17 protein-coding genes are annotated in these 18,528 nt (G+C 64.2%); 5 read left to right on the top strand and 12 right to left on the bottom strand.

Annotation, left to right across the window (positions count from 1 at the left end; translation table 11 throughout):
- Positions 1-32 precede the first annotated feature (32 nt).
- Together HU766_RS07265 and lpxO are read right to left on the bottom strand one after the other, a co-directional pair.
- Positions 33-377, bottom strand: a complete 345-nt coding sequence (locus HU766_RS07265; protein WP_033698936.1) for a carboxymuconolactone decarboxylase family protein — start codon at positions 375-377, stop codon at positions 33-35.
- 212 nt (positions 378-589) lie between these two features.
- Positions 590-1,489 (bottom strand): lipid A hydroxylase LpxO, encoded by a 900-nt coding sequence (gene lpxO, locus HU766_RS07260; RefSeq protein ID WP_033698934.1) that lies wholly within the window; start codon positions 1,487-1,489, stop codon positions 590-592.
- 157 nt (positions 1,490-1,646) lie between these two features.
- On the opposite strand from lpxO, the gene thpR reads away from it, so the two are divergent.
- Entirely contained in the window at positions 1,647-2,192 is a 546-nt protein-coding gene (gene thpR / locus HU766_RS07255; RefSeq protein WP_186654877.1) for an RNA 2',3'-cyclic phosphodiesterase, read from the top strand.
- 24 nt (positions 2,193-2,216) lie between these two features.
- Here the strand turns inward: thpR and HU766_RS07250 are convergent, their stop codons facing one another.
- The 4 genes from HU766_RS07250 to HU766_RS07235 all read right to left on the bottom strand — a co-directional run bounded on the left by HU766_RS07250 (position 2,217) and on the right by HU766_RS07235 (position 7,418).
- Positions 2,217-4,646, bottom strand: coding sequence for a TonB-dependent siderophore receptor (locus HU766_RS07250; RefSeq protein ID WP_186654875.1), 2,430 nt, complete (start codon positions 4,644-4,646; stop codon positions 2,217-2,219).
- A gap of 91 nt (positions 4,647-4,737) precedes the next feature.
- Entirely contained in the window at positions 4,738-5,715 is a 978-nt protein-coding gene (locus tag HU766_RS07245) for a FecR domain-containing protein (protein ID WP_186654872.1), read from the bottom strand.
- Positions 5,712-6,218: a sigma-70 family RNA polymerase sigma factor gene (locus tag HU766_RS07240; RefSeq protein WP_186654870.1), complete on the bottom strand. Its 507-nt coding sequence runs from the start codon at positions 6,216-6,218 to the stop codon at positions 5,712-5,714. The genes HU766_RS07245 and HU766_RS07240 overlap by 4 nt, the downstream gene beginning before the upstream one ends.
- A gap of 294 nt (positions 6,219-6,512) precedes the next feature.
- Positions 6,513-7,418 carry an AraC family transcriptional regulator gene (locus tag HU766_RS07235; protein ID WP_186654868.1) on the bottom strand — a complete coding sequence of 302 codons (906 nt, stop codon included), beginning with the start codon at positions 7,416-7,418 and terminating at the stop codon, positions 6,513-6,515.
- 180 nt (positions 7,419-7,598) lie between these two features.
- On the opposite strand from HU766_RS07235, the gene calA reads away from it, so the two are divergent.
- The gene (calA, locus tag HU766_RS07230) at positions 7,599-8,651 is read left to right on the top strand and encodes a vanillin reductase (RefSeq protein ID WP_186655255.1); all 1,053 of its coding nucleotides are present in this window, start codon (positions 7,599-7,601) and stop codon (positions 8,649-8,651) included.
- 61 nt (positions 8,652-8,712) lie between these two features.
- Here the strand turns inward: calA and HU766_RS07225 are convergent, their stop codons facing one another.
- Entirely contained in the window at positions 8,713-10,029 is a 1,317-nt protein-coding gene (locus tag HU766_RS07225) for a hypothetical protein (protein WP_186654865.1), read from the bottom strand.
- Positions 10,030-10,230: 201 nt separating this feature from the next.
- Here HU766_RS07225 and HU766_RS07220 point away from each other — a divergent pair, with 201 nt between their 5' ends.
- Positions 10,231-11,430 carry a sugar transporter gene (locus HU766_RS07220; protein ID WP_156311237.1) on the top strand — a complete coding sequence of 400 codons (1,200 nt, stop codon included), beginning with the start codon at positions 10,231-10,233 and terminating at the stop codon, positions 11,428-11,430.
- A gap of 62 nt (positions 11,431-11,492) precedes the next feature.
- Here HU766_RS07220 and HU766_RS07215 read toward each other — a convergent pair whose 3' ends face one another.
- Genes HU766_RS07215 through HU766_RS07205 form a run of 3 tightly spaced genes read right to left on the bottom strand, consistent with a single transcriptional unit; the run spans position 11,493 to position 13,929 of the window.
- Positions 11,493-12,077, bottom strand: coding sequence for a LysE family translocator (locus HU766_RS07215; RefSeq protein ID WP_033698917.1), 585 nt, complete (start codon positions 12,075-12,077; stop codon positions 11,493-11,495).
- A 50-nt stretch (positions 12,078-12,127) separates the two neighbouring features.
- Positions 12,128-12,958 (bottom strand): AraC family transcriptional regulator, encoded by an 831-nt coding sequence (locus tag HU766_RS07210; RefSeq protein ID WP_186654863.1) that lies wholly within the window; start codon positions 12,956-12,958, stop codon positions 12,128-12,130.
- A gap of 47 nt (positions 12,959-13,005) precedes the next feature.
- Positions 13,006-13,929, bottom strand: coding sequence for a LysR family transcriptional regulator (locus HU766_RS07205; RefSeq protein ID WP_186654861.1), 924 nt, complete (start codon positions 13,927-13,929; stop codon positions 13,006-13,008).
- Between the two features lie 104 nt (positions 13,930-14,033).
- Here HU766_RS07205 and nfsB point away from each other — a divergent pair, with 104 nt between their 5' ends.
- Entirely contained in the window at positions 14,034-14,687 is a 654-nt protein-coding gene (gene nfsB, locus HU766_RS07200) for an oxygen-insensitive NAD(P)H nitroreductase (RefSeq protein WP_095063613.1), read from the top strand.
- A gap of 40 nt (positions 14,688-14,727) precedes the next feature.
- Here the strand turns inward: nfsB and HU766_RS07195 are convergent, their stop codons facing one another.
- Both HU766_RS07195 and HU766_RS07190 read right to left on the bottom strand, forming a co-directional pair.
- Complete coding sequence (locus tag HU766_RS07195; RefSeq protein ID WP_186654858.1) at positions 14,728-15,882, bottom strand: aminotransferase class V-fold PLP-dependent enzyme; 1,155 nt, start codon at positions 15,880-15,882, stop codon at positions 14,728-14,730.
- Between the two features lie 187 nt (positions 15,883-16,069).
- Entirely contained in the window at positions 16,070-16,996 is a 927-nt protein-coding gene (locus tag HU766_RS07190; RefSeq protein WP_186654856.1) for a LysR family transcriptional regulator, read from the bottom strand.
- A gap of 140 nt (positions 16,997-17,136) precedes the next feature.
- On the opposite strand from HU766_RS07190, the gene HU766_RS07185 reads away from it, so the two are divergent.
- Positions 17,137-18,366 (top strand): acyl-CoA dehydrogenase, encoded by a 1,230-nt coding sequence (locus HU766_RS07185; protein WP_033698905.1) that lies wholly within the window; start codon positions 17,137-17,139, stop codon positions 18,364-18,366.
- Positions 18,367-18,528 lie beyond the last annotated feature (162 nt).

Below are 18,528 nucleotides of genomic sequence, written 5' to 3'. Positions count from 1 at the left end.
GCCATCGCGCAAGGGCGATGCGCCGCGTGGGCTCAGCCGGTGGCCTTGCCCACTGCATCCATGGCGCGGGCCGAGTAGACCAGTGCGGCCCCGGCATTCATTGCCACGGCCACACCGAGGGCCTCGGCGATCTCTTCACGGCTGGCGCCGTGTTTCACCGCTTGTTGCGAGTGCACGGCGATACAGCCGTCGCAGCGGGTGGTCACGGCCACTGCCAGGGAGATCAGCTCACGGGTCTTGGCGTCCAGGTGGTTGGTCTTGGCGCCCGCACCGCTGGCGGTCATGTAGCCGGCCACGGTGTCGGGGGACAACTGCTTGAGGTCGCCGATGCCGGCCATCAACTGCTTACGGTAGGCGTCCCAGTCCATCATGCTCATCGTCTTCACCTTGGGAAGGGTTGCGAGTGGAGCTTTCAGGCTAGTCGATGTTAGGGATGCCTGTGTGCTGTCTTTGTAGGAGCGGCCTTGTGTCGCGAACGGGCTGCGTAGCGGCCCCTGGGTACTTGCGTGACGCTGAAATACAGGGGCCGCTACGCAGCCCGTTCGCGACGCAAGGCCGCTCCTACAACGACAGCACCCACGGCGAAGCGTCAGATGTAGATAAACACCAGTACCAGCGCTGCCACCACCGCCCACTTCTCCAGGTAGTAGCGCATGCGGTTGCGCTTTTTCAGCGCCTTGCCGCGCTCGCGGATCTTGTAGATGCGGGTGAACAGCCGGTTGATGCCGCCGGTCTTGTCGTTGGCATCGTTGGGCGCGGCAGCGGCAGCCATGACGTTGCGGCTGAACCATCGGTTGAATGCGGTTGCCCAGCGGTACTTGAGCGGGCGCTCGACATCGCAGAACAGAATGATGCGGTTGTGCTCGGTGGTGTTGGCGGCGTAGTGGATGTAGGTTTCATCGAAGATCACCCCCTCACCGTCGCGCCACGAATACTTCTCGCCGTCCACATCGATGTAGCAGCCGTCGTCGTTCGGCGTGTCCAGGCCCAGGTGGTAGCGGTAGGACCCGGCATACGGGTCGCGGTGGCGCACCAGCTTGGCGCCCGGTGGCAGGGTGGCGAACATCGCCGCCTTGACCGTGCCGATACCTTGCAGCAACTCGGTGGTACGCGGGCACAGGGCCATGGCAGACGGGTGGCTTTCGCCGTACCACTTCAGGTAGAAGCGCTTCCAGCCGGTCTTGAAGAACGAGTTGAAGCCCACGTCGTCATAATTCTCGGACTTCTTGATTTCGCCCACGTGCAGCAACTGCTGAGCCTCGGCACGGATTTCCTGCCAGTGATCCTGCAGCGGTTGCAGTTCAGGGAAGGCCTCGACCGGCAGGTAAGGTTTGGCCGGGTGCTTGGAAAACAGGTAAAGGAAGCTGTTGACCGGCGCCAGGAAGCTGGAGTGGTCGCCCAGTTGGCGAGTCAGCTTGTGACGAACCCGACCGCGCAGGTGAACATAGGCGATCGAGAGAACGAAAAGGAGTACGAGTGCAATTTTCATGGACGTTTACTTGTCGAAAAATGGCCATGCGCCATGGCATAAGCTCGCCAGCATAAACAATCATGGGGGCAGTTTGTACTTATTGTTACGTGACTACCGCGCGACTTAGGTGTAATGGCCTAGCGCTTGCGCAAACGATTCACGCCAAGGAGATCACATGGTTCAGGACGCTCGCGCCAGTGGCGCCCCCTTCAAACGGCTGTTTTTCGCCTTGCCGGTCAGCGATGTCCAGCGCCGTGCCCTGGCCCAGTGGCGGCGCGGCTTGAACCTGCGCAGCGGCAAGCCGGTACCGGCCGACAACTTCCATGTGACGCTGCTGTTTTTGGGGGATGTGGACACTGCCCTGGTGCCGGCGATCTGCGCTGCGGTCGACGTGCTCAAGCGCCCGGCTGCGCCGCCGCGCCTGTTGCTTGACCGCTTGCAGGTGTGGCCGCGCGCCGGCGCCCTGGTGCTTGAGCCGCAACAAACGCCGCCGGCCCTGTTGCAGCTGGTCTATGGCTTGCAGCAGGCGCTGCTGCCCTTGGGCCTGGAGGCGGCGAGCCGCGAGTACCGCCCGCACCTGACCTTGTCCAGGGACTATCGCGGCCAGCCGCCAGAGGCCGCCAGCGCCCCGGAGTTCTTCCTGGCCGCGCGGCATTTCACCCTGTACGAGTCGCGCAAGGGCGTTTACTGGCCGCTTGCGCAATGGCCGATGGCCGACTGACGCCTGCTCGGAACGTTCTGCTGCTTAAAACTCAGGGGTGTACTTGACCGTCAGCATGAAGTTGCGCGGTTCGCCGTAGTTGTTGCTGCCATTGAGCTGGTTGAAGCCGGCGACCCAGTACTTCTTGTCGAACAGGTTGTTGGCGTTCACTGCCAGGTTCACTTCCGGCGTCAGCTGGTAGGCCAGGCGCGCGCTCCATACGGTGTAGCCGGGCACGGTGTAGGTGCGCTCGTAGCCCAAGGTGTGGCTTTGGCTGGTGAAGCCCAGGCCGGTGCTCCAGCGCTGGCCGTCCAGCGGCAGGGTGTAGTCGGCCCAGGCGCGCAGCATGTGCTTGGGGGTCCACTGGCTGAATACGCGGCCTTCGTTATCTGGGTCGTCGAGGAACTCGGTGGTGTTGTAGGTATAACCTGCGAACAGTTGCAGGCCGCTGAGCACCTCGCCGCTGATCTCGGCCTCGATGCCCTGGCTGCGCACCTTGCCCGCCGCGGTGGAGCAGTACCCGCCATCACAGGCAAAGCCCGAGGCCACGTCGGTAACCGCGCGGTTTTCCTGGTCGTAGCGGAACAGCGCCAGCGAGGCGTTGACGCGGCCGTCCAGCAACTCGCCCTTCAGGCCCGTTTCGTAGTTGCTGCCGATCACCGGCTTGAGAGGGGCATTGCCGAGGGCGCGCTCGGTCTGCGGGACGAAGACATCGGTGTAGCTGGCGTACCAGGCCCATTCGCGGGTCAGGTCGTAGACAAATCCTGCATACGGTGTCACTTCCCCTGTTTCGGTCATGTGGCTGGTGGGGTTGACCTGGCCTGGGTTGAGGCCGCGGTAAGTGGTAGTGGCATAGCTGTAGTCGAACCAACTGACACGCGCCCCCAGAATCAGCGTCAAACGGTCAGTCGGCTTGACCCGCCAGGCACCGTACAAGCCTTTTTGGCGAATATCATAGGCGCTGCGTTCGGAACGCCCGAAGGGGGTTGCAAGCAAGCTGTCGCGGCTGGGCTCGGGGCGATCATGGTCGATGTCGAAAATGTTGTCATTGCCACCAAAGCTGCGCCAGTAACCATCATCGGTGGTCAGCTTGGAGTAGTTGCCACCGAGGGTCACCTCGTGGGCCAGGGGGCCGGTGTCGAAGTGCCCCACCAGGTTCATGTCCAGGCCCAGTTTGGTTGAGTGGAAGTCTGTGATCCAGTCGGCATATTCGAGGCCACTGCCGTCAGGCTCCAGGCCTTCCAGCACCGTTTGCGTCCGTTGATGGGTGGACGTGTTGGTTTCGCCCATACGCAGGGCTGCAGCCTTGAAGGTCCAATCGTCGTCGAAGCGGTGCTCAAGGTCCAGGTAGTAGGTGGTGACGTCAGTCTGCGCCCGGTTCCAGCGGGCGCCGGTGAAGGTCGAGCGTGGCAGGTCAACCGGTTCACCGGTGGCATAGCGAGGGATGCCACGCAGCATCGGCCGCGACTGCTGGCGGTTGTAGCTGATGCCGGCACCCACGGTGGTGGCGTCGTTCAGGTCGATGTCCAGTGCGCCATACAGCGAGTGCGATTTGCTCCACTGGTAGTCGATGAAACTGTCGCTCTGGTCCTCGTCGGCGACAAACCGACCGCGCACACGCCCATCGGCGGTCAATGGGCCGCCTGCGTCCAGTTGCAGGCCATAGTGGTCCCAGGAGCCGGCCTTGCCGGTGACAGTGACCGTCGGGGTGGCCTGGCCACGCTTGCGCACGAGGTTGATCGCGCCGCCGGGGCTGCCGGTACCTTGCAACAGGCCCGAGGCGCCGCGCAGCACCTCCACGCGGTCGAAGAACACCAGGTCCTGGGTTGCCCAGTTGCCCAGCGAGTAGGTGTTGCGTGGAATCGGCACGCCGTCGTACTGCCAGTCGTCGATCTGGAAGCCGCGCGAAGTCACCACCACGCCAGGGCCGATGCCCTGTGCGCCGACGATCCCGGTGGTGTGGTTGAGTGCATCCTGCAGGTCGGTGATGCCTTGGTCGTCCAGCTGTTTACGGGTGATCACCGTTACCGACTGGGGGATTTCCTTGAGGCTGTGGGTGCCTTTGCCAAGGGTCACCGCACGGGCTGCGTACGAGCCACTGCCTTCGCTGGTGGCATCCAGGTAGTTGTCGGTGATGCTGGTACTGCCAAGCTCCAGCACGTCGGTCTCAGGGGTGGCCGGGGCGACGCTGAAGTGCCCGCTGCTGGTGAGCCGCAATTGCAGGCCGCTACCGGCAAGGGCTGCTTGCATGGCTTGCTCGGCGCTCATCTGGCCGACCACCGCGGGCGCTTGCTTGCCACGCACCCGTTGCGGTTCGAGGGCGATGATGTAGCCGCTCTGGCTCGCGATCCGGTTAAGGGTGGTAGCCAGGCTGGCGGGCGGCAGGTCGAACGCCAGGGTCTGCACCTGGGCATGGGCGTTGAGGCTGGTCAGGGCGACGACGAGGGGCAGGGCGCGGGGCCAGAGGTTGAGCACAGAATTCTCCCGAATGAAGTGGCTTGTCAGGAGATAGGTGGGACGAGAAACGAAAACCGGACACGTCTGCGAATGATTTTCACAAATATTTTCATTTATTGTGCTCGGGGCCGATCATCATCAGCCACGGGCCATAGCGCTCGACGCTGATCGGCAGGGCCTCGGCCAGGGCCGCCAGCGCCTGCTGTGGCTGGTCCAGCGGGAATACACCTTGCACGCGTATGTCTCGTACCGCTGGCGCTACCCGGATATAGCCCCGTTGGTACGGCCGCAGCGCATCGACCACGGCATGCAGCGGTTCGTCGAGCACTTCCAGGCGGCCCTGCAGCCAGGCTGCACGTTGTTGTTGCTCGCCATCCAGACGCTGGATGCCATCGCTGCGCAGCAGTGCTGCCTGCCCCTGTTGCAGGTCTTGCCAGCGGCCATCGGGCAGGCTGGCGCGCACGCTGTGCTCGAACACCACAACGCGGGTGGCGTTGGCTTCCTGGCTCACCAGGAAACGGGTGCCCAGCGCCTGCACCTGCCCTTGCGCCGTGCGCACCCGCAGCGGCCGTCGCGGGTCTGCCGCGACCTGGATCAACAGGTCTCCGCGGCGCAGTATCAGCAGCCGTTGGTTGGCATCGAAGTCCAGGTCGACGGCACTGCCACTGTTGAGGCTCAGGCGGCTGCCATCGGCCAAGGTGAAGCTGCGCCGTTCGCCACTGGCGGTGTGCAGGTCGGCCAACCAGTTTTGCGCCCCGTCGCTGCGCCAGCCGCCCCAGGCTGCGGCAGCAGCGACGCTCAGGCCAGCCAGGGCCCCCAGCACTTCGCGCCGGGAGTGGGTGGGGGCGAGCAAGACCTGGCGCGCATCGGCGGCATGCCCGGGGGCGCGCCGGTCCAGCGCGCGCAACGCGGCAAACGGGCTGCCGACGCGCTGTTGCAAGCGGTCCCAGGCCCGTTGGTGCGCGGGGTCCTGGCGCAACCAGTGGGCCAGGCGTTGCAGCAATGCCTCGTCTGGCGTGCCGGCTTTCAGCGCGACCATCCAGTCGATGGCCTGCTCGCTTATCGGGTCCAGGCCGGCTGCGCTCATGCTTGCACCTCGCACAGGTAGCACTGGCGCAGGGCCTGCTTCATGTAGCGGCTGACGGTGCGTTCACTGATCTGCAGCCGGGCGGCGATGTCGACATAGCTCATGCCGTCGAGCTGGCTGAACAGGAAGGTGGCCTTGACCACGGCGGGCAAACCGTCCAGCACCTTATCGATGGCCACCAGTGCCTCGATCAGCAGCAGTTGCTCTTCGGCCGAAGGGGCGACTGGCTCGGGCAGCAGTGCCAAGCGTTCGAGGTAGGCCACTTCGAGTTGGCGGCGGCGATGCCGGTCGAAGATCAGCCGCCGGGCGATGGTCGAGAGGTAGGCGCGCGGCTGCTGGATGCTGTCCGGGTCGACACGTGCGCCGAGCATCTGGCAGAACGCTTCGGCCGCAGTGTCTTCGGCGTCGGCGCGATTGCGCAGGCGTTTGAAGATGTGTTGGAGCAGCCAGCGGTGATGGTCGCTGAAGAAGAAGCCCAGCTTGCGGGTCGAGGTGCTGTCCAACGCCTGGCATCCAGTTGTGAGTGTGAAGCGTTCTCAATGGTAACTGGCTGTCAGTTACATTTCCACTGCCAGCCTTGGTGCATGGCATGAGATTGAGGTGAAGCAAACAGCACCCGCCTCAATATCGAGTCGGGCACACAAGGCGGACAGTGAAGATGCCACAGGCATAATTGGCCGAAGGTAGACAGTGGGAGCGGGCTTGCCCCGCGAAGCGCCGCGCGGGCGGCGCTCGATATCCGCTCCCCCACAAATCCCCAGCCAGGCACCTGAACACCCCACACATTCCGCCCGCAACTAAACCGGCAAGCTCTGATAAGCCGTCTCATCCCCAGGGCTGCGGTCAAACTGGCGCTTGTACTCGCGGCTGAACTGCGAGGTGCTCTGGTACCCCACCCGGTGCGCCGCCTGCGCCACGCCAAGGCCCTCACCAATCAACATCTGCTGCGCCTTGAGCAGCCGCAGGCGCTTGAGGTACTGCATCGGCGCCATGTCGGTGCAGCGCTTGAAGTGTTCGTGGAAGGTCGACACGCTCATGTTGGCACGCGCAGCCAGTGCCTCGACACTCAGTGGCTCGGTGTAGTGTTCGCGCAGGTGGGCGAGGGCGGCGCCGATGCGGGCGAAATGCCCCTGCTGCTCGACCAGTGCCCGCAGCACCCCGGCCTGCGGGCCGCGCAGCGCGGTATACAGCACTTCGCGCACCCGCGCCGGGCCGAGCACCTTGGCATCCAGCGGGTCCTGCAGGCACTGCAGCAGGCGCTCGACACTGTCGCGCATGGGCGCATCCAGGGCCGCCGACGTCATCGACTGCGGGGTCTGCGCCTGTACGGCGGCATCCGGGGCCAGGTCCATGCTTTGCACCAGTTCACCGAGCACGCCACGGTCAATGTCCACCGCCACGCCCAGCAGAGGCGCATCACCGGTGGCAAAGGTTTCACACATGAACGGCACCGACAGCGCCTGGACCAGGTAGTGGCCGGCGCCGTACTCCAGGGTGCGTGGCCCCAGGCGCGCGAGTTTGCTGCCCTGGGCCAGGATCATCAGGCTCGGCTCGTAGATCTGCGGGCTGCTGGCCACATAGTGGTCCCAGCTCAGCACCTGAACCTGGGGCAGGTGGGTGGGGACGAAGCCCGGACGCGTGGCGAGGCGGCGGATCAGCGCGCAAAGGGGGGCATTGGCGTCGACGTGACGAGTGAGCTGCATGGTTAACCTGGGCAGAGAATCAGACAGTTGCATCATCGCAGATTGACGGTCTAGCGTCAGATGCTGGCAGGCAACTCCGGAGAATCGGGCATGGATGCCGGAGAATCTGCGGTGGGCGAGGTGGGGCATGACGCGCAGAATGCGCCGCCTGAATCGTTTCACTTCTCTGCGAGGTCCCGCATGTACACCGCCATCGGTTATGCCGCCCAAACCCCGACCAGCCCACTGGCCCCCATGACCTTCGAACGCCGCAGCCCGCGCCCGGACGACGTCGCTATCGACATCTTGTATTGCGGCGTGTGCCACTCCGACATCCACCAGGCACGCAACGAGTGGGGCATCGCCGTGTACCCACTGATGCCGGGCCACGAGATCATCGGCCGCGTCACCGCCGTGGGCGACAAGGTGTCTGCACACAAGGTCGGCGACCTGGTAGGCGTCGGCTGCATGGTCGACTCGTGCCGCCACTGCGAGGCATGCGCCAAGGACCTGGAGCAATACTGCCTGGAAGGCCCGACCATGACCTATGCCACGCCGGACCGGGTCGATGGCAGCAACACCATGGGCGGCTACTCCAGCAGCATCGTGGTCAGCGAGCACTTTGTGGTGCGTATCCCCGCCGGCATGGACCTGCCCAGCGCCGCGCCTATCCTGTGCGCCGGCATCACCACCTATTCGCCGCTCAAGCACCACGGAGTAGGGCCGGGCCACAAGGTCGGCATCCTGGGCATGGGCGGCCTCGGCCACATGGGCATCAAGCTGGCCAAGGCCCTGGGCGCGGAAGTGACCTTGTTCACCCGCTCCCAGGCCAAGGCCGAAGAAGCCCGCCGCCAGGGTGCCGACCATGTGATCGTGTCCACCGATGACGAGCAGATGCGTGCTGCGGCCGGCCATTTTGACTTCCTGCTCGACACCATCCCGGTGCAGCACGACCTCAACCCGTACCTGGAAACCCTCAAGTTCGATGGCGTGCACATCCTGGTCGGCCTGATCGAACCGATCGACCCGGCGGTGCACGCGGCCAACCTGGTGCTCAAGCGCCGGGTACTGGCCGGGTCGTTGATCGGCGGTATCGCCGAGACCCAGGAAGTGCTGGATTTCTGTGCCGAGCACGACATCCGTTGCGACATCGAAATGCTCGATATCCGCAATATCAACCAGGCTTACGAGCGGATGATTGCCGGCGATGTGAAGTATCGCTTCGTGATCGACATGGCCACGCTTCAGGGTTGATCCACGGGTTGGCCTGCACTGGCCCTTTCGCGGCGTTGCCCGCGAAAGGGCCAGTGCAGATTTACCAGGCCAGCGCCTTGTCCCACCCCTTCCAGAACAACCACCGCCGCACTTCGCCATGCGCCCCGGTGCCGATCTGCCATTCAGGCCGCCCGCTGCCCAGGGCAATCACCGAAATGAAGCCGGCATGGCTCGCCGCAACCAGCGTGCGCCCGTCCGCGCTGATGTCCATGGCACTGATGGTCGAACCCAGGTAGTGCTGCCAGTGTTCCGCGCCATCCTCGCCAAAGGCCCGCAAGTAGCCGTAGGCGTCACCGACGATATACTCGCCATCGCCTGCGACCCCAGCGTAAACCCGCGCCCCATCCTGCAGCAGCGGTGTGCGTGGGTCTTCACTGTAGTAGTCGGTATCCAGCCCCGGCAGGTCGGCCACGCGTACCCCGAGCGTGCCGCCGTTGTAGAAGTGGCAGGCATTGACGATCAACTGGTCGCCGCGGCGGTTGAACAGGGCGAAATGCGGGTACTCACCACCTGGGCCTACCTGCGCCACCAGCGCCAACTGATCGTCCAACACCAGATGGCGGCTGCTCTGTTCGCCGACCACGATCAGGCGCCCATCCGGCGACACCGCACCATGCTCCATGGCCAGGCCCAAGGCGATATCGTCCGGGTCGGTGCCTTCGGCCAGCTCTTCGAGTATTTGCGATTGGCGCGGCAGCAACCGGGTGGCGCCTTCGGCCGCCAGCAGGAAGATGCCCTCGGCGCTCACCAGCAGTACCCGTTGGCCTTGCGCGAAGGGCACCAGCGTGGTGGGGGTCGGCGGCAGGTCGAAGGGGTCGAAGGGGTAACCGGCTGGCAGCCCCTCCAACCCGCTAGGCCAAGGGAGCCGGGCGACCTGCGGGCCGCCCCAGCCATCGGTCACGCGCACGCCCTCGGCGTTGGCCAGGGCAAAGTAGCGGCGCTGCGGGCAACGGCCGAAATGCTCGATACCGATGACCGGCGTCACGCCCTGCTGATCGATGCGTACTACCTGGCCCTTTTCATAGGGCATGCCAATGCGTGCGAGCAGGCTGCCGTCGTCCAGCAGCAAGACATTGCTGATACCTTGCCCATGCGTGTCGAGCAATGGCACCAGCGGCAGGTGTGCAGGCGGCCAGGCCGTGCGGAAGGCCTGGCGTTGCTGTTCGTCTACCCCCGGCTGGTTGATCGCTTGCAGGGCGGCCTGCCAGGCGTCGAGCAAGTGCTCGGTGGCAGCGTGCTGGGGTTCTTCGAGGTCATCCCAGCCCTGCTCGCAGCCTTGCGCGACGTAGCGGTTGATGGCCTGGGCGTAGGCGGTGACCGCCTGCTGCCACTGCTGCTGGGGTTGTTGCTTGTCCATGGGCGGATCGGGCTCCTTGTTCCGCTTGCAGTTCACACAAAGCGCGCATGTTACGCGCAATGTGCGCGGGTTGTGAGGCCTGGTATTGACGCGTACCATGCCGGCATTCCTTCCAATAACAAACCCGTGCCTCAGCGCGGCCGATACTTGGCCCCTGACGCGCGTCTTTTCGCCATGCCTGCGGAGCATAGAATTCCACCCATGAACGGACCCATACCCACCGTCCTGCCGCCGACCACCGGTGGCGGCAGCTGGCTGAGCGTCATTGCCCTGGCCTTGGCGGCCTTCATCTTCAACACCACCGAATTCGTCCCGGTGGCGCTGCTCAGCGACATTGGCCGCAGCTTCGACATGAGCACCGCTCAGGTCGGCCTGATGCTGACCATCTATGCCTGGGTGGTCGCCCTGGCGTCGCTGCCGATGATGCTGCTGACCCGCAACATCGAGCGACGGCGCCTGCTGTTGTTCGTGTTTCTGGTGTTCATCGTCAGCCACCTGTTGTCGTGGCTGTCGCAGAGCTTTGCCATGCTGCTGGTGAGCCGCATCGGCATCGCCCTGGCCCATGCCGTGTTCTGGGCCATCACTGCGTCGCTGGCGGTGCGCGTGGCGCCGCCTGGCCAGCAGGCCAAGGCACTCGGCCTGCTGGCCACCGGCACCACCCTGGCGATGGTGTTGGGTATTCCACTGGGCCGCGTGGTAGGGGAAGCCTTGGGCTGGCGGGTAACGTTCCTCAGCATTGCCGGGGTGGCATTGGCCACCATGCTTTGCCTGATGAAGTCGTTGCCGCTGCTGCCAAGCCAGAACTCCGGTTCGCTACGCAGCCTGCCGATCCTGTTCAAGCGCCCGGCCCTGGTCGTCACCTACCTGCTGGTGACGCTGGTGATCACCGCACAGTTCACCGCCTACAGCTACATCGAACCCTTCGCCCTGAACGTGGCGCAGATCAGTGGCGAGCGCACTACGTTGCTGCTGCTGTTGTTCGGTGGCGCCGGGGTGTTCGGTTCGGTGCTGTTCAGCCGTTACAGTGAACGTTTCCCCCAAGGCTTTCTGGTGGGTTCGATCGGCCTGCTGGCGGCTTGCCTATTGTTGCTGTTGCCGCTGTCGGGCAACTTCTACGTGTTTTGTGCGTTGAGCATGTTCTGGGGTGTGGCGATCCTGAGTTTCAGCCTGTCGTTGCAGTCCAAGACCTTGAAGCTGGCGTCCGATGCCACCGACGTGGCCATGGCCTTGTTCTCGGGTATCTACAACATCGGGATCGGCGGTGGGGCACTGCTGGGCAGTATCGTCAGCAGCCAGATGGATGTGGCCTATATTGGCCTGGTCGGAGGCTGTGTGGCGGTGGTGGGGTTGGCCCTGGCCTTCGCCAGCACTCGGCGCTTTCGCGAAGCCTTAGGCACCTGATTGACCGTGCCGGCCGCTTCGTGGGCTTGCCCGAGAAGCGGCCGGCGCAGCCACCATCAAATTCAACCAAGCAGCGCCGCCCAGGCCGACACCAGCAACATCCCCGCCAACCCTCGGTTGAACCACAGCAACCGCGCAGGGGCCTGCAACCAGCGTGCACTGCCTACCCCCAGCAGCGCCCAGGCCGTCATGCACGGCAGGGCGATCAGCAGAAACACCAGCGCCAACTGCCACACCGGCAGCGCCGGCGCGGCAAATACCCCGATCACCGCCACTGCCATCATCCACACTTTCGGGTTGACCACTTGCAGCGAAGCTGCGCTGAACGCATCAAAGTGCTTTTCTGCGCTGAGGTCCAAGGGCTGCCCGGCGCTGCGCAGAATGCGCCAGGCCAGCCAGCTCAACCAGAGTACGCCAGCCCAGCTCATCAGTTGCTGGGCCAGGGGGTGACGCAGTAACAGCTCGCCCAGCCCAAGCCCGACCAGCAGCACCACCGCTGCGGCGGCGCCACAACCGGCCAGGATCGGTGCCACGCTTGCGCGCAGGCCCTGCCGTGCACCGTGCGCCAGAATCAACAAGTTGGTCGGCCCCGGGCTGATACTGGCAACCAGGGCGAAGAGAATGAAGGGCAACAACGACTGCGACATGACACAAAGCTCCGAGGGGTCGAAGCACCATGTTCGCCGTAAGGCCGCCGTCAGTCTGGAAGGTTTGAGCAGCGCCTGCGGTAGTCGGCCGGGGTCAACCGATAGGCCCGGCGGAACCAGCGACCCAGGTGGCTCTGGTCGGCAAAGCCCAGCGCCATGGCCACTTCAGCGGGCGTCTGGCCTTGGGCGAGCAGGCGCCGGGCGCGGGCCAGGCGCAACTGTATCAGGTAGGCGTGCGGTGCCAGGCCGAACGCGGCCTTGAAGGCGCGGGTCAGGCGAAAACGGTCGACGCCACAGGCCTGGGCCAGGTCTTCCAGGCCGATGTCACGGTCCAGGTGAGCATGCAGGTAGTCACGTGCGCGCTGAGCGGTCAGCGGCAGGCGAGGGTCTGGGTTGAGGCGTTTGCGCCAGTGCAGGTGGCGGGTCAGGCAGGCAAGCAGGTCGTCCATGGCCGTCTGGCGAACGATGCGAAAATCCTGGTTGTGCACGGTGTGAAAGGCCAGTGCGGTGGCCCGTGCCAGGCGCGCGTCGTGGCACAGGGTATCGGCAAAGCTGGGCAAGCTGGCGCTGGGTGCATGCTCGAACAGCGTTCGTAACTGGTCTTCGAGCCATGCAGGCTCCAGGTACAGCGTCGAGTAGGTAAAGCCTTCTTCGGTCGGCGCGAGGCCGTCGTGGAGGTCGCCGGGCTCCAGCAGAAACACCTGCCCCGGCGTGCTGCGATGGCGCACCCGCCGGCAGTTGAACTGCTGCACGCCTTGCTCGGTGATACCGACCAGAAAACTGTCATGCCAGTGGGGGTCGTAGGCATGCCCGGTGAAATGCGCGCGGACCGACTCGATGCCGGTGTCGGCGTCTTGCTTGAGGACGATCCAGTTGCTCATGGGTGCAGCCCGTGGGGGAAATGGCTACCTTAACGCACGTACCCGTATCAGTCTGGAACGATTGTGCAGCCCTTGTTCAGCAGCCGGGGCCGCAGGGCTTCGAAGCGCTCGCGCAGCCACAGGTGCAACTGCGTCACTGCCGGGGTCAGTTGCTTGCGGTGTGGGCAGACCAAGGTGACCGGCGTCGGCTCGCCCAAGTACTCCGGCAAGAGGATCTCCAGCTCGCCCGCCTCGATGTCGGCGCTCACATCCAGCCACGATTTATAGACGATACCTTCACCTAGCAGGGCCAGTCGGCGAATCACGTCGGCGTCGTCGCTGACCAGCGGCCCCCGTACCTGCACGGTGCGGTTGCCCACCCGCCATTTGTCATAGACGCGGTTCTGTTGCAGGTACAACAGGCAGGCATGTTGCTGCAGGGCCTCCGGTGTCTGCGGGCGGCCGTGGCGCGCCAGGTAGTCCGGGGAGGCAACCAGCACCCGACGGTTCCAGTTGGCCAGGGGCAGGGCGATGTAGTTGGCGTCCTGGTTAAGGCCATAGCGGATGGCGATGTCCACCGGGTCGCGATTGAGGTCGGCCATCTGGTCGGACAGAAAGAAGCGCAGGTGCAGCGCCGGGTGCTCGCGACGGAATGCGCTCAGCCAAGGCAGCAGCATGTTGCGGCCCATGTCCGAAGGTGCCGAAACCTGCAGGCTCCCGCGCAAGGTACTGGCGTTGCCGTGCAGGTCCTCGCGGCCTTGGCGCAGGCTTTCCAGTACGTTCTGCGCCGTTGGCAGGTACAGCTCGCCCTCGGCGGTCAGGCGCAGGCTACGGGTAGTGCGCGCGAACAGGCGTACGTCCAGCTCACGCTCCAGGCGCTTGATGGCGGCGGCCACCTGGCCCGGCAGCAGTTCGGCCTCGTGGGCGGCGGCGGTGAAGCTGCCCAGCACGCTGCTGCGCACGAACAGTTCGAGGTCGGCGATGCGTAGCATTTTCACTCCTGGGATGAAAGTGTTGCTGCATTGTGCCGGTTTTTCTTTTTTACAGGAAAGATAACATGCGCGACACATCCCATTTTCACCGCAGGAGTTGTTGCATGGATACCGTTTCCCTGGCCAAGCGCCGCTACACCACCAAGGCTTACGACGCCTCGCGCCGCATTCCTCAGGCCACGATCGACGCGTTGCTCGAGCAACTGCGCCACAGCCCGTCCTCGGTCAACTCCCAGCCTTGGCACTTCGTCGTCGCCGACAGCGCCGAAGGCAAGGCACGGTTGGCCAAGAGCACCCAGGACCGTTTCGCCTACAACTCGCCGAAGATCCTCGATGCGTCCCATGTAATCGTGTTCTGCGCCCGTACCGAAATGCCCGAGGCTCATCTGCAGGCGCTGCTAGACCAGGAAGCCGCCGATGGTCGTTTTCGTGACGAGCAGGCCCGCGCCGCGCAGAACCAGAGCCGTCGCCATTACGTCGACCTGCACCGTTTCGACCAGAAAGACGTGCAGCACTGGATGGAAAAGCAGACCTACCTGGCCCTTGGCACCGCGCTGCTCGGTGCGGCGGCGCATGGCCTGGATGCCACGCCCATCGAAGGCTTCGACAGCAAGGTACTGGATGCCGAACTGGGCTTGCGTGAGCAGGGCTTTACCAGTGTGGTGATCTTGAGCCTGGGCTACCGTAGCGAGGGTGATTTCAATGCGGGGCTGAACAAGTCGCGGTTGCCGGCTGCGAAGGTATTCACCTTCCTCTGATAGCGCCAGGGGCCGCCCGCCGGCCCCTGCTGTTTGCGCCTTACCAGAGCGCCAGCGAAGCCGCCGCTGTGACCCTGGCGAACACCTCGAGTGCTTTATCTACTTCGGCCTCGGTGCTGAAGCGTCCGATACTCAAGCGCACGCTGTTGCGCGCCCGGCTTTCATCCAGCCCCAGGGCCAGCAGCACATGCGAGGGTGCATTGCTCGCCGAGTTGCAGGCCGACGTGGTCGACAACGCCAACTCACTGGCCAACGCGGCACTGTTGAAGCCTTGGCTATCGATACACAGGTTCAAGGTATGCGGGATGCGCTGCGTGGCACAGCCATTGAGGCTTACCGCCGGCAAGGCCAGCAACCCGTCGCGCAGGCGCTGGGCCAGTTGTTCGATGCGCTGGTGTTCACTGTCGCCCGGCTGGCCAGCCAGGGCGAAGGCGCTACCCATACCGACGATCTGGTGGGTTGCCAGGGTGCCGGAACGCAGCCCCTGCTCATGCCCACCGCCGTGCATCTGCGCGCGCATCAGTTCGCGGGCACGCGGGCCGACGTAGAGCGCGCCGATGCCTTTGGGGCCATAGGCTTTGTGGGCCGAGAACGACATCAGGTCCACCGCCATTGCCGCAAGGTCGATGGCCAGCTTGCCCACCGCCTGGGCCGCGTCCACATGCAACAGCGCCCCATGGGCACGCACACGCTCACCAATGGCGGCGAAATCGGTCACGGTACCCAATTCGTTGTTGACCGCCATCAGCGAGACCAGGCGGGTATCGGCGCGCAATGCCGCCTGCACGGCATCGGGCTGAATCAGCCCGGCCGCATCCGCAGCCAGGCGCGTGATGGACCAGCCTTGGCGCTCCAGTTCAGCGGCCGTGTCGAGCACGGCCTTGTGTTCCAGCTGGCTGGTGATCAGGTGGCCCGGTTGGCTGATGCCTTGGGCGATGCCTTTGAGTGCGAGGTTGTTGGATTCGGTCGCGCCTGACGTCCACACCAGCTGATCAGCACGGGCGCCAACGCGTTCGGCCACCTGCTGGCGTGCCTGTTCCACCGCGTTGCGGGCAGCCTGACCATAGGCATGGCCACTGGAGGCGGGGTTGCCGAAGTTGGCGTGGCGGCCAAGGCAGGCGAGCATCGTTTCGATGACGCGGTCGTCAACGGGGGTGGTGGCGGCGTAGTCGAAGTAGAGCGGGGCGCTGGGCATGGGGGCGGGTCCGTGTCTGTCACGTTGGATTCGATGATCGTTGGTGCAAGCGTACCCGCCCGTGGGCTGATGGTTTTTGTCTTATGCCTGGCTGATTGTGCCCAGGCTTGGAAAATAATTCTCGCTTTGCCCGTTTCTGGAGAAATTAACTTTCAATACTCGGCGTAAACGACCTTTGGCAATCGCCTCAGGCCGGCGCCAGCGCGCGTTCTTCCTCGGCCACCACCCGTTCGCACAACTCGATGATCTGCTCGCGCATCCAGCGGTTGGCAGGGTCTTGGTCAGTGCTCTCGTGCCAGTACAAGTGCGTTTCCAGCGCCGGTACGTCTACCGGCAATGGCTGGTAGCGCAATTGATGACGGCGGGCGAAACGCTCGGGCACGGTCATGGCCATGTCGGTCTGCTGCAACACCTGCGAAGCCATCAGGTAATGCTGTGAGCGCAAGGCAACCTTGCGCTGTACGCCCATCTTGCCCAAGGCCAGGTCAACATAGCCCAGGCCATTGCGGCGGCTGGAAATATGGATATGGGTCATGCCCAGGTAGCTGTCCAGGGTCAGTTTGCTGTCGGCCAGCGGGTGGCCTTGGCGCAGGGCGCAGACGTAGCGGTCTTGCATTAGTTTGACGTGGCGCACCTGCGGGTCGGTGTTCAGCGGGGCATCGACCGCGAAATCCAGGCGCCCGGCCGCCAGTTCCTTGGTGGTTTCGCGCCGTTTGCACAGAAAGCTATCAATCAGCACTGCAGGTGCCAGGCGGCGCAGCCGCTGGAACAACGGCGGCAGGATCACCGCTTCGGTCAGGTCGGTCATGCTGATGCGAAAGGTCTTGTTGGCCTGCTGCGGGTTGAAGATACGGCTTTCCTGCACCGACGTGCGCAGCAGGGCCAGGGCGTTGCGCACCGGGCCAATGATGTTCTGGGCCATGGGCGTGGGCACCATGCCTTGCGCGGTACGCACGAACAGCGGGTCGTTGAAGGTTTCGCGCAGTCGCGACAGGGCATTGGACACCGCCGGCTGAGTGATGCCGACAATCTGCCCGGCGCGGGTCAGGTTGGCTTCGGTGTAGATCGCATCGAAGACGATGAACAGGTTGAGGTCGACCTTGCTGAGGTTCATGTGCGCCGCTCATTGTTGGAATTATTGCCCGATCATATATCGGTTATGAATGTTTATACACGCGGAAAATAGACTAGGTGGATGGGCGCTTGCTGCTCTAGGCTCTGGCCCATGTACTCCGAACCGTGAAGGTAGCCCCGATGGATTTCGCCTATTCGCCCAAGGTCCAGGCACTGCGCGAGCGCGTCACAGCGTTCATGGATGCCTACGTCTATCCCGCAGAAGCGGTGTTCGAGCGCCAGGTCGCCGAGGGTGATCGCTGGCAGCCCACGGCGATCATGGAAGAGCTCAAGGCCAAGGCCCGCGCCGAGGGGTTGTGGAACCTGTTCTTGCCCGAGTCGGAATACGGCGCCGGGCTGAGCAACCTGGAATACGCCCCACTGGCCGAAATCATGGGCCGCTCGCTGCTCGGGCCAGAGCCGTTCAACTGCTCGGCACCGGATACCGGCAACATGGAAGTGCTGGTGCGGTATGGCAGCGAGGCGCAGAAACGCCAGTGGCTGGAGCCACTGCTGCGCGGCGAGATCCGTTCGGCGTTCGCCATGACCGAGCCGGACGTGGCCTCATCAGACGCCACCAACATGGCTGCCACCGCCGTGCGTGATGGCGATGAATGGGTGATCAACGGCCGCAAGTGGTGGACATCCGGCGCGTGTGACCCGCGTTGCAAGGTCATGATCTTCATGGGCCTGTCCGACCCTGAGGGGCCGCGCCACCAGCAGCACTCGATGGTGCTGGTGCCGACCGATACGCCGGGCGTGAAGATAGTGCGGCCGTTGCCGGTGTTCGGCTACGACGACGCGCCACATGGCCATGCCGAGGTGCTGTTCGAGAATGTGCGCGTGCCTTATGAAAACGTGATCCTCGGCGAGGGCCGCGGCTTCGAGATCGCCCAGGGGCGCCTAGGCCCAGGGCGTATTCACCACTGCATGCGTTCGGTCGGCATGGCCGAGCGGGCGCTGGAGTTGATGTGCAAACGCTCGGTCGAGCGCACTGCCTTCGGCCGGCCTCTGGCCCGGCTGGGCGGCAACGTCGACAAGATCGCCGACTCGCGCATGGAAATCGACATGGCACGCCTGCTGACGCTCAAGGCGGCGTACATGATGGACACCGTGGGCAACAAGGTCGCACGCAGTGAAATCGCCCAGATCAAGGTGGTGGCGCCGAATGTGGCCTTGAAGGTCATCGACCGGGCGATCCAGATGCATGGCGGCGCGGGCGTGAGCGGTGACTTCCCCTTGGCCTACATGTACGCCATGCAGCGCACCTTGCGCCTGGCCGACGGGCCGGACGAAGTGCACCGGGCGGCGATTGGCAAATATGAGATCGGCAAGTATGTGCCGGTGGAGATGCTGCGCAGTTCAAGATGAAGAATCGGAAGTTCTTGCACGGGAATTCCTTGTCCGATTAACGCGCATGCTGGCTACGGATGAGCTGGCTGAACAAGTATGTATTTGGTGTAGGAAGTGTCTGGTTTTCACGTTCAGGCACTAAAAGCCCTTTTGCAGCTGTTAGGTTTCGACACCTTACTT

The organism is Pseudomonas sp. SWRI77 (assembly GCF_014269105.1).
GTDB classification, from domain to species: Bacteria; Pseudomonadota; Gammaproteobacteria; order Pseudomonadales; family Pseudomonadaceae; genus Aquipseudomonas; species Aquipseudomonas capeferrum.
The sequence above is the reverse complement of the archived record's forward strand: the minus strand, read 5'-3'. Positions and strand labels throughout refer to the sequence as shown.